This is a genomic window from Leisingera sp. NJS201, from assembly GCF_004535885.1.
In the GTDB taxonomy this organism is placed as follows: Bacteria; Pseudomonadota; Alphaproteobacteria; order Rhodobacterales; family Rhodobacteraceae; genus Leisingera.
Genome location: NZ_CP038234.1, coordinates 2,614,573 through 2,627,449, shown reverse-complemented (window position 1 = coordinate 2,627,449; position 12,877 = coordinate 2,614,573). Strand labels below are relative to the sequence as shown.

Below are 12,877 nucleotides of genomic sequence, written 5' to 3'. Positions count from 1 at the left end.
CGCGTGCCGTTGCGGGCTGAAAACCCGGTCACAGCGGCTTTATTCCTTGCAACATTTGTTGCGGGGCGGGCGGAAGTTCCTACATTGGGTCCATAAGACTCTGCCCGGCTACCCTGGTGTTTGCGCCGGTCCGGGGCGGACAAGAAGAATTAGAAGTGACAAGGAGTAGATCCGTGCAGCCACAGGCAATTGCAATTCCCGGCCGGGCAGGCGGCAGCAGCGCGATGATGCGCATGATCTGGCTTGCGGTGCTGGCCATGGCGGTCCTGCTGATGCAGGCGGTATCCGCAATGGCGCGCCCCGAAAGCCTGGCGCCGCTGGCCGACCAGGTGAGCCCGGCAGTGGTCAACATCACCACCACAACCGTGGTCGAAGGCCGCACCGGCCCGCAGGGCATTGTGCCCGAAGGCTCGCCGTTTGAGGATTTCTTCCGTGAATTCCAGGACCGCAACGGCAATGGCAACGGCAACCGCCCGCGCCGGTCTTCGGCGCTGGGGTCGGGGTTTGTGATTTCCGAAGACGGTTACATCGTCACCAACAATCATGTGATCGAAGGTGCGGATGAGATCGAGATCGAGTTTTTCCCCGGCGACGGCCAGCCCAAGGAGCTGCTGCCGGCCAAGGTGATCGGCACCGATCCCAACACGGATATTGCGCTGCTCAAGGTCCAGGCGCCGGCGCCGCTGAAATTCGTCAAATTCGGCGACAGCGACACCGCCCGCGTAGGTGACTGGGTGGTCGCTATGGGCAACCCGCTGGGGCAGGGGTTCTCGGTTTCTGCAGGCATCGTGTCGGCGCGCAACCGCGAGCTGTCGGGGTCTTATGACGATTACATCCAGACCGATGCTGCGATCAACCGGGGCAACTCGGGCGGGCCGCTGTTCAACATGGATGGCGATGTTGTCGGCGTGAACACTGCGATCCTGTCGCCAAATGGCGGCTCCATCGGCATTGGTTTTTCGATGGCGTCGAATGTGGTTGTCAAAGTGGTCGACCAGCTGAAGAAATTCGGCGAGACCCGCCGCGGCTGGCTGGGTGTGAAGATCCAGGATGTGGATGCGGATCTGGCTGAGGCGATCGGCCTGGATAAAGCCCGCGGCGCGCTGGTGACAGACGTGCCCGAGGGCCCCGCCAAAGAGGCCGGTGTGCTGGCCGGCGACGTGATTGTCAGCTTTGACGGCGGCGATGTGAAGGATACCCGCGGGTTGGTGCGCCAGGTCGGCAATGCCGAGGTTGGCAAGACCGTGCGGCTGGTGGTTTACCGCGAGGGCAAGACAGAAACGCTGCGGGTGACTTTGGGCCGCCGCGAAGATGCCGAGCGCAGCCCCGCCGGTCAGCAGAACGGCGACGGTGAACCCGGCCAGACCGAAAAGGAACTGCTGGGCCTGTCGGTCGGAGTTCTGACGGACCAGATGCGCGGTGAGCTGAATGTGGGCGAAGATGTCGAAGGGCTGGCCATTCTTTCCGTGGATGAGACATCGGAGGCCTGGGAAAAGGGCCTGCGCGCCGGCGATGTGATCACCGAGGCAGGCCAGCAGAAGGTCACCTCGATCAGCGAGCTGGAGGCCCGCGTTGCCGAAGCCAAGGAGGCGGGCCGCAAGTCGCTGCTTCTGCTGGTACGCCGCGGCGGCGAGCCGCGTTTTGTGGCGCTGAACCTGGCGAAGTAACGGCCTGAAGACAGGTCGTGTCCAAACTGCCAAAGGCCGGGCTCTTTGCCCGGCCTTTGATCATTCCTGCAAAGGGTTATGCCCGTTTCACGAACAACAGGCCGCGGCTGTCCTGTTCGGTGTGCCATACACTTGGGTCGGCAGCAAAGATCCGGCGGAAATCTTCAAGGTTGGGTTTTTCGTCAGATATCAGCACCCAGCCGCCGGGCCGCAGATGCGGCAGGCAGCGGGTCAGGACCGCCCGCCGGTCCGGCGCGGCCAGCATGTGCAGGGTCCGGTCGAACAGCAGGATGTCGTAGTCCTTGCCCGGCTCCCAAGCTGTGAGGTCGGCGGCAGCGCCGGTAACGTCCAGGCCTTCCTTTGCCGCAGCATCCAGCATATCCCGGATGCCATGCGGCGACAGGTCGACGCCTGTGACCCGGTGGCCCAGGCGGGCAATGAACAGCGCGTCCCGCCCCTGGCCGCAGCCGGCATCCAGAACATGCAGGCCTTGCGCCTTAAGCCCGTTGAAAAAGGCAGTGATTTCCGGAGAGGGCGCGCCGAGAGCGTTCGGGGTTTCGCGGTAGAGTTTGTCATAACTGTAAGCCATGCGCGGCACCGTAGCGGCCCGGTTGCGGAATGGCTAAGTGAAATATTCCGTGAGCGGAAGGCGGGCACGGCCCAAGACTTTTCGGAAAAGTCTTGGCAAAAGTTTTGGAGAACTTTTTCGCCCTCTCGCTGACGGGCCGCGGCTGGCAACGAGAGTGCGGAATGGGGAAGAGCCATGCGCTGGCGGGCACATGGCTCTTTTGGGACAGGCAGCCATTGGGATGGAACGGATAATGGCTGTCTGATTCCGGTTATGTCCGGATGCGGACAAGCGTTCTGTAACCGGGATTACAGAACAGGGCTTTTATGGCGGATTTTCTGGAAAATTGCTGCTGCTGGTGCTGTCAGATTGAGTCCGGTTCGGCCAGCACCGCCAGTTCCGTGCGGTCAAGGATCTGCACGCCGCCGCGGCTGATGCTGACCAGGCCGGTGCGCTTCCAGGCGGCCAGGGTTTTTGAAACCGCTTCCCGGGTGGCGCCGACAAACTCCGCCAGTTCGGCTTGCGACAGAGCGACCCGGCCGTCGCTGTTTTCAGGTGCCAGATACAGCAGTTTGCGCGCCAGCCGCACCGGCATCGGCAAAAACACCTGCTCGTTCAGCTGGGTGTTCATCCAGCGCATCCGCTGCCCGGCCAGCCGCAGCAAATCGGCGGCCAGATCCGGATACTGGCGGATCTGATCCAGCACGTCGCCGCTGCGCAGGCGCAGCACCCGGCTGGGCTCGGCGGCGATGGCGGTGGCGGTGCGCTCACCCGGGTCGAACAGGGTGATCTCTCCGAACACCGCGCCGGGGCGCATCATGTCCAGCGACAGCTTGCGGCCCGAAGCAGACAGCACCGAAAATTCCAGCGCGCCCTCGGCAATTGCATAAAGCGCATCGCCCTGATCGCCCTGTTCAAACAGCACTTCGCCCTGGCGCAGGCGCACTTCAGCCGCCTGGCTTTCGAGCATCCGCCTAAGCGGGCCGGAGGCGGCGGAGAGAAAGCCGGTATCGGGCAGGCGGGTTGTCAGCATGGCCAAATCTCTTTGCGTCAGGTGCCCAGTCCGGCGGACCTTAGCAGAGGCGTGGGCACCGGGGAACCGGGGAACTGAACCGGTTGGTTCAGCCCGCCACGGCCACCAGTCCCAGCTTGCGGGCAGAGGTGAGTGTCAGGGTGCCGCTGTCCAGGCCCAGTGGTGCCTGATAGCGTTGCACAGCCTTGCGGGTGGCGGCGTCCATCTGTCCGTGAACGGGGCCGCGGTAAACCCCGCGGACGGCCAGGGCGCGCTGGATGGACCGGATAAAGCCGGGCGTCATCATGGCGGGGCAGGGGATTTCTATCCAGCGCTTCTGCCGCGGCTGCACGATCTGCTGGCGGGTCTCGGTGCGGAAGACGGCGGAGCGGATGACCTGGCCGCTGCTGTTGGTTTGCGCCGGCTGTGCCAGCACCTGGCTGGTGATGGTTTCAACGACGGCGGGGGAAGTGTGCGTGCTCCAGCAGGTATCGGGCGGCGCGCCGGGCGGGGCATAGCGGCCGGCGCGGGAGACATCGCCGCCGGGCGGCGGCTGGACGCAGGCCGCCAGCAGCGCCAGCAGCAGCCCGGGCCAGAACCGGCGGCTGGTTTCGAATATGTTCGGCGTCATGCCCGGATGCCTTTGTCACTGTGCCTCTGCCGGCGCCCCTGTCAGTTCCGGGCGCCGGTGCTTTGACGGCAGGTTAGCCCAGTTCCGGCCCTTGCGCAAAGGCGGGATCATCGCGGCGGCTTTGTTCCGCCAGCAACAGGTCAAGCATCGGCGAAATATCCTCAACCGTTTCGGCTATCACATGGGTGACGGAATGTGCCCGCTGCAGCCGTCCGGTGACACGCAAGAGCCGGCCTGAGATCACCGCGCGGCGGAAAGCCTCGTAGATCTTGCGCCAGACGATCACGTTGACGATGCCGGTCTCGTCCTCAAGCGTGACAAAGATCACGCCCTTGGCGGTGCCGGGACGCTGGCGCAGGATCACCAGCCCGGCGACGGTGATGCAGGCGTTCTGGGGCGGTTCCTGCAGCCGGGCCGCAGGCAGGCAGTGCGGCGGGTGCGGCCAGGGCTGGGATCCGTGCCCGCCTGCTGCGCAGGCTGCGGCGGGGGGAGAACTGAGGCAGGGGTTGAGGCGGGGGCTGGCATGAGGAGAACGGCCTTGCGGTTGAAAAATATCCGGCGTGAACAAACATAGAACATTGATCCGAAAAGTCCAGCTGCGGCAGGGCAGGGTCGCAATTGGGGGTGGCACCGGCGCAGGGGCTTGGCTACACAGTCGCGCAAGTACCGGAAAAGGGAAGAGAGCTGACAATGGCAAAGATCACTTACATCGAGCACAACGGCACCAGCCATGTGGTGGACGTCGCCAACGGGCTGACGGTGATGGAAGGCGCGCGCGACAACAATATTCCGGGCATCGAGGCCGATTGCGGCGGCGCCTGCGCCTGCTCAACCTGCCACGTGTACATTGCGCCGGACTGGGTTGAGAAGCTGCCCGCCAAGGACGACATGGAAGAGGATATGCTGGATTTCGCCTATGAGCCGGATCCCGCCCGCTCGCGCCTGACTTGCCAGATCAAGGTGAGCGATGCGCTGGAAGGGCTGGTGGTGCATATGCCTGAAAAGCAGATCTGATGACCGCGGGGGCGGCGGCGCGGCGTCTGATGATGCGCGCCCGGCCCCGTTCCGCCCGCCGCGCATGGCGGGCGTTGTGTTTGGGGCTGGCCTTGGCCGGCCCGTCTGTGCTGGCGGCTGAGGACAGAGTGGTCTCGGCGCGTTACGGAGAACCCACCACACGCTATGGCCATGCAGTGCTGGGTGATGACGTGGAATACGGCGCGCTGGTACTGAAGGTGGAAAACACCGGCTCCGGCGGGGTGTCCGCCAAGGCTGTCAACCAGCAATCGGAAATCCTGATCCGTCTGCCGCTGGATCATGTGTTCGAGGACATCGCACCGCGGCTGGCGGATATCGATGGCGATGGCCGCCCCGAGGTGCTGGTGGTCGAGACCGATGTGGCAGAGGGCGCCCAGCTGGCCATTTATGATGCCCGCGGCGAAAAGATTGCCGCCACCCCGCATATCGGCACCCGCAACCGCTGGCTGGCACCCATTGGCGCGGCGGATCTGGATGGCGACGGGCATGTGGAAATTGCCTATGTCGACCGGCCGCATCTGGCCAAAACTTTGCGTATTTGGCGGTTCAAGAACGGTGCGCTGACTGAAGCCGCCAGCACGCCCGGGCTGACCAATCACCAGATCGGCCAGGACTTCATCACCTCCGGCATTCGTGATTGCGGGCAGGGACCAGAACTGGTGACCGCCAGCGGCGATTGGCGCAGGATCATCGCATCCCGTCTGCAGAACGGCAGGATCACCAGCCGGGACATCGGCGGGTTCCGGCAGGGCACGGGACTGCAGGCCGCAATGGCCTGCCGCTAAGCGCTGCCCGCGACGCGCATTGCGCGGCGCCGCGCCCAACTGGGAAGGGCATCCACAAGGATGGGCTGGAACAGGCAGGAGTGCTTGCCACCGTTGCCGCCAGGAATGACAGGCCTGTTGCGCCGCGTCCAACCCGGTTTTTGCGCGGTGTTTCATATTTATTCATCACCTTTGGTTACCTTGCCCCTGACGAGCGGCGCCAGGCGGCTACCTGTCTGGGCCGGTTTTACAGGAGACAGGCGCGTGAGCTTTACACCCTATGTGTTGGGCACCGGTATCAGCGGGTGGACCTTCCTGCAGCGGACCCGCGACCAGCAGCAGGAAATTTATGAGAAGTCGCCGGTCATCGATCGGACGGTGCAGGACTTCAATCAAAAAATCACCGGGATTCAGACTGCGGACGAGTTGCTGGATGACTACAACCTGCTGACCGTGACACTGGGCGCCTTTGGTCTGGACGAGGATATCGGCAACAGAGCATTCATCAAGAAAGTGCTCGAATCCGATGTCAGCGACTCGAGATCTTTTGTGAACCGGCTCAACGACGTCCGGTATCAGGCGCTGTCGGAAACCTTTGGTTTCAACAGTCCGGACGGACCAACGCTTCCCTCTGCCAAGGGGGGAGCTGAATTTTCCAGCGTCGCCTCGCCCGATGATTTGCTGGCAAACGGCACCTTGCTGCGCAAGGCGCTCGGCAATGTTGGCCTTGAAGGTCTCGAAAATAATCAGTTCTTTTTGCAGAAAGTTTTGGAATCCGATCTGGAAGACCCGGATTCCTTTGCCAACGGGTTGAGCAACCCCAAATATGCCGAGTTTGCCCGGCAATTCAGTTTCAACACGCCGCCGGTGTATGACAACAGCATTCAGGCGCTGGTCGGGGAATTCAATGGACATGCCGGTGGCCTGACAAGCGCGGATGATCTGCTGGAGGATGAAAACCTTCTGCAAGCCGTCATCGAAACCTTTGATCTGGAAAACTCCAACCCCGTTTTCCTGCGCCGGGTTCTGAATTCGGATACCACCGATCCGGATTCCTTTGTGAACCAGTTGGAGGACACAAGGTATCTTGCGGTCTCAGAGGCCTTTGGATTCGGCTGGCCGGATATCAATGAAATGAGCGATCCGGATGAGCTGTTGTCAAACCCGGAGGTTCTGGAGCATGCGCTGGATACATTCGGCCTTTTTGGCAGGGACGAGGCTGAGCTGCGCCAGATTCTGGAATCCGATTTGTCAGACCCGAACTCCTATGTGAACCAGCCGGAAAATGCTGCCTACTATGACTTTGCTGACGCGTTCCAGAACGGCTGGCCGGATCATGTCAGCAAGATGCAGGTGTTTTCTGATGACATCACGGACAAGCTGGGCAGCTTCTCCGATCCTAGGGAGCTGGTCTTTGATATAAGCTTGTATGAAGCGACACTGGACATTTTTGGCCAGAGCAAACGGAGTTTGGATTTCAACACGGTGATCCGCGCCTTTGAATCTGACCTGTCATCCAGCACGTCATTTGCCAATCTGCATTATGATACCGGCCTGAAGGCCATGGCTCATGCGTTTTCTTTCAACGGGGGAGAAACCGGCCGGAAGTATCCCGAGGGCTTTGCTGAGCAACTTTCCGAGCTCTACACCACCCGCCAGTTTGAAATTGAGATCGGCGAGAGCGATCAGAACATGCGCCTGGCGCTGGCCTTTGAGCGCGAGCTGCAAACCGTTGCTGATGCAGGCGGCAGCGAAAACGCCCATTGGTACGGCATTATCGGTTCGCCGCCGCTGAAAACGATTTTTGAAAGCGCGCTGGCGCTGCCGTCAGGTTTCGGCCAGCTGGATGTGGACAGGCAGGTGGAGGAGATGAAGGAGCGCTCGTTTGCTGCATTTGGAACCACCCATCCTGCAGATTTTCTCGAAGCCGGAAAACTGGATGAATTCCGCAACAGGTTCTTGATGCTGGCAGATCTCAACGCGCCTTTCAACAGCGGGATCAGCGATCCGATTCTGTCGCTCTTCTGACCCGTCGGCTGCGCTTTGGCTGTGGAGCAGCAATAGTTTCGCCCGGCTCAGAAGGCCGGCGCTATAGCGCTAGGCGCATGGTGATGCCGGTCACCCTGCTGCAGCCGGGATAAGCGCCTTCTGCGGTCTTGAAAAATCCCAGCCGGTCGAACTTGCGGTGGTTTTCCACAAGTTCGACCCTCGTTAGGGTAATCCCCCCGATCTTAAGCGGATGCGGAAGTAGAATTTTCTCGGCAGGATGAACGAGGAGATTCCGATGAAGAAGACACGATTCACCGAGGCCCAGATCATGGGTGTGCTGCGCCAGATGGAGGGCGGTGTGCCTGCCGCCGAGCTGTGCCGCGAGCACGGGAGTGAGGCGGAATAGGAATTGATCCAGTGGATCAATTCCCCGCCGAACCAGCGCCACGCTGTACAAGTGGCGGGCGAAGTACGGCGGCATGGACGCCAGCCTCATCAGTGAGAGCGAGCCTTGTCCGCCATTGGTCCGAGGACAATGGCGAGCGCGATGGCCGAGGAGAACCGGCGGCTGAAGCGCATGTACGCCGACGTCAGCATGCAGAACGACCTGCTGAAGGAGGCGCTCGGATAAGTGAGATCCTCAACGCCACTGGTTCGAGAGAAGGATCGAACGATCCGGCCATCCACTGCCCGGCAGGGCATTGCGAAGCAATGTCCCGAGAGGGACAACGCCGAGAGTTGGCCGTGAAAGCGGTGGCGATGAAGGGCGTTAGCATTGCGCTGGCCTGCCGGGCATTCGATGTCAGCGAGACGTGCTATCGGTACAGCCCGAAGCTGGACGGGGAGAACGAGCAAATCGCCGGCCTGCTCCTCGGCCTGACAGCTGCAAGGAAGACCTGGGGCTTTGGCCTGTGTTTCCTGTATCTGCGCAACGTGCAGGGTCACAGGTGGAACCACAAGCGTGTCTACCGGATATACCGTGAGCTGGAGTTGAACCTGCGGAGTGAGCCATTGAGGCGCCATTGGATCAAGCCCAATGGCGAACGCCGCGCAAGCGTCTGAAGCGGGAAAAGCCGGACGAACTGGCTGTGCCTGACGCCCCGAATGAGGTCTGGTCGATCCCTGCCCGGCAGGCGATGCCAGCATCGCCGATAGGGGACTTCATGGCCGACAGGCTGGGGGATGGACGGCAATTCCGGCTGCTGAACGTTCTGGACGACTTCAACCGCGAAGGACTGGGCATTGAGGTCGACTTTTCACTGCCTGCGGAACGGGTTTTTCGAGCCCTGAACCAGATCATCGAATGGCGTGGTGCGCCTGGGAGAATTCGAGTCGACAACGGTCCGGAATACGTCAGTGGCACCCTCATGGAATGGGCGGAGAACCGGGGCATTGCCTTGGCATACATCCAGCCCGGAAAGCCTCAGCAGAACGCCTATGCCGAGCGCTACAACCGGACGGTCCGCCACGAATGGCTGGACTTATACATTTTCGAAAGCATCGAAGAGGTCCAGCAGATTGCCACCGAGTGGCTCTGGTCCTACAACCATGAACGCCCGAACATGGGCAACGGCGGGATGACACCTGCACAGAAACTGAAGATGGCCGCGTAAATTCTACGACCAAGCCCCCGCAAAAACAGGGGGATTACCGCTGCAACTCAAGCGCCGGCAGGCCGGGATCCCTGGCTCGCTCTGCCGCCAGGTCCTCTATCTGCCTTGCCCAGATACAGGCGGTCCGTCTTTGATATCAGGAATATGCAAGCCGCATGCAGGCTGCTGGCGGCCCGGATCTTGCTGCCGGCCAGATAGAGATCCTTCATTCGATCCACCGTCAGCCGGTGCATGGAAGACGGCTGATCAATGCGCCCGTCGATATAGGCAAAGCTGCGCCGGGTCAGGGCCGGCACGCCGCGGATCGCCAGCATTGACCCGGCGGGGCTGTTTCACAGCCGGGCCACCCAGAGGGCGGGCCGGAAATACCCCCGGCTGGCCAATAGCAGAAGGCAAGCGGTGCAGACAGCATGAGAAGCCGCAGAGAGGGAATGGCAAGGCATGCCGCTTTCCTGCAGGTGCCGGCCTTTGCCGCCTTGGACAGTTCTTATTGCTTCGCTGCATCCCGCTTCTGACTGAAGTCCGGAGTACCGCAATGCTCCGGTCGGGATACTGCGGGCTAGTGGAACAATACCGCCGCGCCGGGCGCATTTGCGCCCGGCCACGCCCAACTGAGACTGTCAATCTGCGATTGACCGGGAACAGGCGGGAGAGCCGCCGCCGGGACAGATGCTCAGTCCAGCGCGCGCCAGCCGATGTCGCGGCGGAAGAACCCTTGCGGCCAATCAACCCCGTCAACCATCGCATAGGCGCGGTCGCGGGCCTCCTGCAGGGTTTCACCGCGGGCGGTCACGTTCAAAACCCGGCCGCCGGCTGCCAGCACCTTGCCGTTTTCTGCCTTGGTGCCGGCGTGAAAGACCATGTTGCTGCTGTCCTCGGGCAGGGCCTTCAGCCCCTTGATTGCCGACCCCTTTTGGTAAGATCCGGGATAGCCCTCAGCGGCCATCACCACCGTGATCGCATGGTCGTCGCCCCAGTTCACCTGCGCCTCAGCCAGGCGGCCCTCAGCCGCGGCGTGCATCAGGTCCAGCGCCTGCGCGCCCAGCCGCATCATCAGCACCTGGCATTCCGGATCGCCAAAGCGGACGTTGTATTCCACCAGCCGGGGCTGCCCGTCCTGGATCATCAGACCGGCATAAAGCACGCCCTGATAAGGCATGCCGCGCTCGGCCATCACCCGCATGGTGGGCTTGACGATTTCTTCCATCGCGCGGGCTTCGACTTCAGCGGACAGAACCGGGGCGGGGGAGTAGGCGCCCATGCCGCCGGTGTTGGGGCCGGTGTCGCCTTCACCCACGCGCTTGTGATCCTGGGCCGAACCGATCGCCAGCACGTCCTCACCGTCCACCAGCACAAACAAGGACGCCTCTTCGCCTTCCATGAACTCCTCGATCACCACCTCGGCGCCGGCCCCGCCATAGGCGCCGCCGAACATGTCGTCGATAGCGGCGATGGCTTCGTCCTCGGTCATTGCGATGATCACGCCTTTGCCGGCGGCCAGCCCGTCGGCCTTGACCACAGTGGGTGCGCCGTGTTCGCGCACATGCGCCTTGGCAGCCTCTGCCTCGGTGAAATGGCCATAGCCAGCGGTGGGCGCATTCGCAGCGTCGCAGACTTCCTTGGTAAAGCTTTTGGAGGCTTCCAGCTTCGCCGCCGCCTCAGACGGGCCGAACACCAAGAGACCTGCCTCGCGCAGGCGGTCGGCCACCCCTGCAGCCAGCGGCGCTTCGGGGCCGACAATCACGAAATCAATGGCGTTTTCCTCGGCAAAACCGGCCACGGCACCGCCATCCTCGATATCAAACGACGCGCAATCGGCGATCTGCGCGATCCCTGCGTTGCCCGGCGCCACGATCAGCTTGTCGCATTTCGGGTTCTGCATCACCGCCCAGGCCAAGCTGTGTTCGCGCCCGCCGCTGCCAAGGATAAGGATGTTCATCTGCGTCTACTCCGATCTGACTGAGCCGAGAGGCGTCCCGGTCCTGTCCGGGGCTTGCCTTGCTTGCGGCGGGTTCTATGCTGCGCGCGAATTCAAAACAAGACCAGCCGCAAGCCGCAGGAGAGCAGCCCCGCAATGTCCGACCTGTTTGATGACCCAAAACCGGGGCAGAACGCGCCCGAATTCACCGTCTCGGAACTCTCCGGCGAGGTGAAGCGCACGCTGGAGGGCACCTTCGGCCGCATCCGGGTCAAGGGTGAGGTGGGGCGGGTGTTCAAGGCGCGCTCCGGGCATTTGTACTACGACATCAAGGACGACCGCTCGGTGCTGGCATGCACCACCTGGAAAGGGCAGGTTTCCAGCCTGTCGGTGGTGCCCGAGGAGGGGCTGGAGGTGGTCGTCACCGGCCGGCTGACCGCATTCGGCGCCCAGTCCAAATACAACATGAATGTCGACGAGGTTGCGGTTGCGGGCCAGGGGGCGCTGATGGCGCTGCTGGAAAAGCGCAAAAAACAGCTGGAGGCAGAGGGGCTGTTTGCCCCGGAACGCAAAGCGCCGCTGCCATACCTTCCGCAGATCATCGGCGTGGTGACATCGCCGTCGGGCGCGGTGATCCGCGATATCCTGCACCGGTTGCGCGACCGTTTCCCGCGCAAGGTGCTGGTCTGGCCGGTCGCTGTCCAAGGGCAGAACTGCGCGCCCGAGGTGGCCCGCGCCATCGAAGGTTTCAACCGCCTGACCCCTGGCGGCGCGCTGCCGCGGCCCGATCTGATCATTGTCGCCCGCGGCGGCGGCTCGATCGAGGATCTTTGGGGCTTCAACGAGGAGATCGTGGCGCGGGCTGCGGCGGCCTCGAAGATCCCGCTGATCTCGGCGGTGGGGCATGAGACGGATACCACTCTGATTGATTTTGTCTCCGACCGCCGGGCGCCGACGCCGACGGCGGCGGCGGAACTGGCGGTTCCTGTGCGGCTGGAACTGATGGCCTGGGCCGAGACCCAGGGCGCGCGGCTCACCCGCGCCGCAGGCCAGGCGGTGCAGCAGCGGCGCCAGCGGCTGAATGATCTGGCCCGCGCGCTGCCCAAGCCCGACACGCTGCTGGAAACCCCGCGCCAGCGGCTCGACCGGATTTCCGACCGGCTGCCGGGCGCGCTGATCTCCGGTGTGCAGCGCCGCCGGGTGTATCTGAGTGAAACCGCTGCCAGCTTACGCCCCGCCACCCTGCGCCAATTGGTGCAAGGCCGCCGCGACCGGCTGCAAAACCTGTCCTCCCGCCTGACCCTGCGCCCGATCCAGCGCGAGATCACAGCCCGCAAGGACGCGCTGGGCCGTCTGGCGCAGCGGCTGGATGCGGCACAGTCGCTGCGTTTCGACCGCCAGCGCCAAAACCTCTCTGCCGCAGGCCGCCAGCTGGAGATCCTAAGCTACAAAGCCACGCTGGAGCGCGGCTATGCGGTGGTGCGTTCGGGCGCCGGGATCCTCACCACCAAGGCCGCTGCGGCCAAGGCCGGCCCGTTGCAGATCGAATTTGCCGACGGCATGCTGGACCTGGAGGAGGGCATCGCGGATCCTGGTTCCCAGACCGCTGCAGCGAAACCGTCCGGCGGCGGTCAGGGCTCGCTGTTCTAGCTTCTTTCTGGTCTGAAATACCCAGCCCGC

General features: G+C 62.9%; 11 protein-coding genes and 1 pseudogene. 6 read left to right on the top strand and 6 right to left on the bottom strand.

Annotated features, from left to right (window positions below):
• Window positions 1-224: 224 nt before the first annotated feature.
• Complete coding sequence (locus ETW23_RS12980) at window positions 225-1,667, top strand: Do family serine endopeptidase (RefSeq protein WP_237457139.1); 1,443 nt, start codon at window positions 225-227, stop codon at window positions 1,665-1,667.
• Between the two features lie 76 nt (window positions 1,668-1,743).
• Here ETW23_RS12980 and ETW23_RS12975 read toward each other — a convergent pair whose 3' ends face one another.
• The 4 genes from ETW23_RS12975 to ETW23_RS12960 all read right to left on the bottom strand — a co-directional run bounded on the left by ETW23_RS12975 (window position 1,744) and on the right by ETW23_RS12960 (window position 4,302).
• Entirely contained in the window at window positions 1,744-2,256 is a 513-nt protein-coding gene (locus ETW23_RS12975) for a bifunctional 2-polyprenyl-6-hydroxyphenol methylase/3-demethylubiquinol 3-O-methyltransferase UbiG (RefSeq protein ID WP_134830229.1), read from the bottom strand.
• 343 nt (window positions 2,257-2,599) lie between these two features.
• Window positions 2,600-3,268, bottom strand: a complete 669-nt coding sequence (locus ETW23_RS12970) for a Crp/Fnr family transcriptional regulator (RefSeq protein ID WP_129370322.1) — start codon at window positions 3,266-3,268, stop codon at window positions 2,600-2,602.
• A gap of 88 nt (window positions 3,269-3,356) precedes the next feature.
• Window positions 3,357-3,878, bottom strand: coding sequence for a peptidoglycan-binding protein (locus ETW23_RS12965; protein ID WP_134830228.1), 522 nt, complete (start codon window positions 3,876-3,878; stop codon window positions 3,357-3,359).
• 73 nt (window positions 3,879-3,951) lie between these two features.
• Window positions 3,952-4,302, bottom strand: coding sequence for an OB-fold nucleic acid binding domain-containing protein (locus ETW23_RS12960; RefSeq protein ID WP_254695208.1), 351 nt, complete (start codon window positions 4,300-4,302; stop codon window positions 3,952-3,954).
• Between the two features lie 266 nt (window positions 4,303-4,568).
• On the opposite strand from ETW23_RS12960, the gene ETW23_RS12955 reads away from it, so the two are divergent.
• From ETW23_RS12955 to ETW23_RS12940, 4 genes and pseudogenes are all read left to right on the top strand, one after another.
• Entirely contained in the window at window positions 4,569-4,892 is a 324-nt protein-coding gene (locus ETW23_RS12955; protein WP_129370324.1) for a 2Fe-2S iron-sulfur cluster-binding protein, read from the top strand.
• Complete coding sequence (locus ETW23_RS12950) at window positions 4,892-5,698, top strand: VCBS repeat-containing protein (RefSeq protein ID WP_134830227.1); 807 nt, start codon at window positions 4,892-4,894, stop codon at window positions 5,696-5,698. Before ETW23_RS12955 ends, ETW23_RS12950 begins: the two co-directional genes overlap by 1 nt.
• Before the next feature lie 60 nt (window positions 5,699-5,758).
• A complete protein-coding gene (locus ETW23_RS12945) occupies window positions 5,759-7,705 on the top strand; it encodes a DUF1217 domain-containing protein (RefSeq protein ID WP_247676988.1) in 1,947 nt (648 codons plus the stop codon).
• 256 nt (window positions 7,706-7,961) lie between these two features.
• A pseudogene (locus ETW23_RS12940) lies at window positions 7,962-9,279 on the top strand (IS3 family transposase).
• 47 nt (window positions 9,280-9,326) lie between these two features.
• On the opposite strand, the gene ETW23_RS25395 reads toward ETW23_RS12940, so the two are convergent.
• Together ETW23_RS25395 and purD are read right to left on the bottom strand one after the other, a co-directional pair.
• Entirely contained in the window at window positions 9,327-9,593 is a 267-nt protein-coding gene (locus ETW23_RS25395) for a hypothetical protein (protein WP_205879899.1), read from the bottom strand.
• A 359-nt stretch (window positions 9,594-9,952) separates the two neighbouring features.
• Window positions 9,953-11,218, bottom strand: a complete 1,266-nt coding sequence (purD, locus tag ETW23_RS12930) for a phosphoribosylamine--glycine ligase (RefSeq protein ID WP_134830226.1) — start codon at window positions 11,216-11,218, stop codon at window positions 9,953-9,955.
• 135 nt (window positions 11,219-11,353) lie between these two features.
• Here purD and xseA point away from each other — a divergent pair, with 135 nt between their 5' ends.
• The gene (gene xseA / locus ETW23_RS12925) at window positions 11,354-12,847 is read left to right on the top strand and encodes an exodeoxyribonuclease VII large subunit (RefSeq protein WP_134830225.1); all 1,494 of its coding nucleotides are present in this window, start codon (window positions 11,354-11,356) and stop codon (window positions 12,845-12,847) included.
• Window positions 12,848-12,877 lie beyond the last annotated feature (30 nt).

Coding starts and splice junctions, on each gene's coding strand:
- ETW23_RS12980 (WP_237457139.1), top strand. CDS start 225: ATGATGCGCATGATCTGGCTTGCGGTGCTGGCCATGGCGGTCCTGCTG.
- ETW23_RS12975 (WP_134830229.1), bottom strand. CDS start 2,256: ATGGCTTACAGTTATGACAAACTCTACCGCGAAACCCCGAACGCTCTC.
- ETW23_RS12970 (WP_129370322.1), bottom strand. CDS start 3,268: ATGCTGACAACCCGCCTGCCCGATACCGGCTTTCTCTCCGCCGCCTCC.
- ETW23_RS12965 (WP_134830228.1), bottom strand. CDS start 3,878: ATGACGCCGAACATATTCGAAACCAGCCGCCGGTTCTGGCCCGGGCTG.
- ETW23_RS12955 (WP_129370324.1), top strand. CDS start 4,569: ATGGCAAAGATCACTTACATCGAGCACAACGGCACCAGCCATGTGGTG.
- ETW23_RS12950 (WP_134830227.1), top strand. CDS start 4,892: ATGACCGCGGGGGCGGCGGCGCGGCGTCTGATGATGCGCGCCCGGCCC.
- ETW23_RS12945 (WP_247676988.1), top strand. CDS start 5,759: ATGGGCTGGAACAGGCAGGAGTGCTTGCCACCGTTGCCGCCAGGAATG.
- ETW23_RS25395 (WP_205879899.1), bottom strand. CDS start 9,593: ATGCTGGCGATCCGCGGCGTGCCGGCCCTGACCCGGCGCAGCTTTGCC.
- purD (WP_134830226.1), bottom strand. CDS start 11,218: ATGAACATCCTTATCCTTGGCAGCGGCGGGCGCGAACACAGCTTGGCC.
- xseA (WP_134830225.1), top strand. CDS start 11,354: ATGTCCGACCTGTTTGATGACCCAAAACCGGGGCAGAACGCGCCCGAA.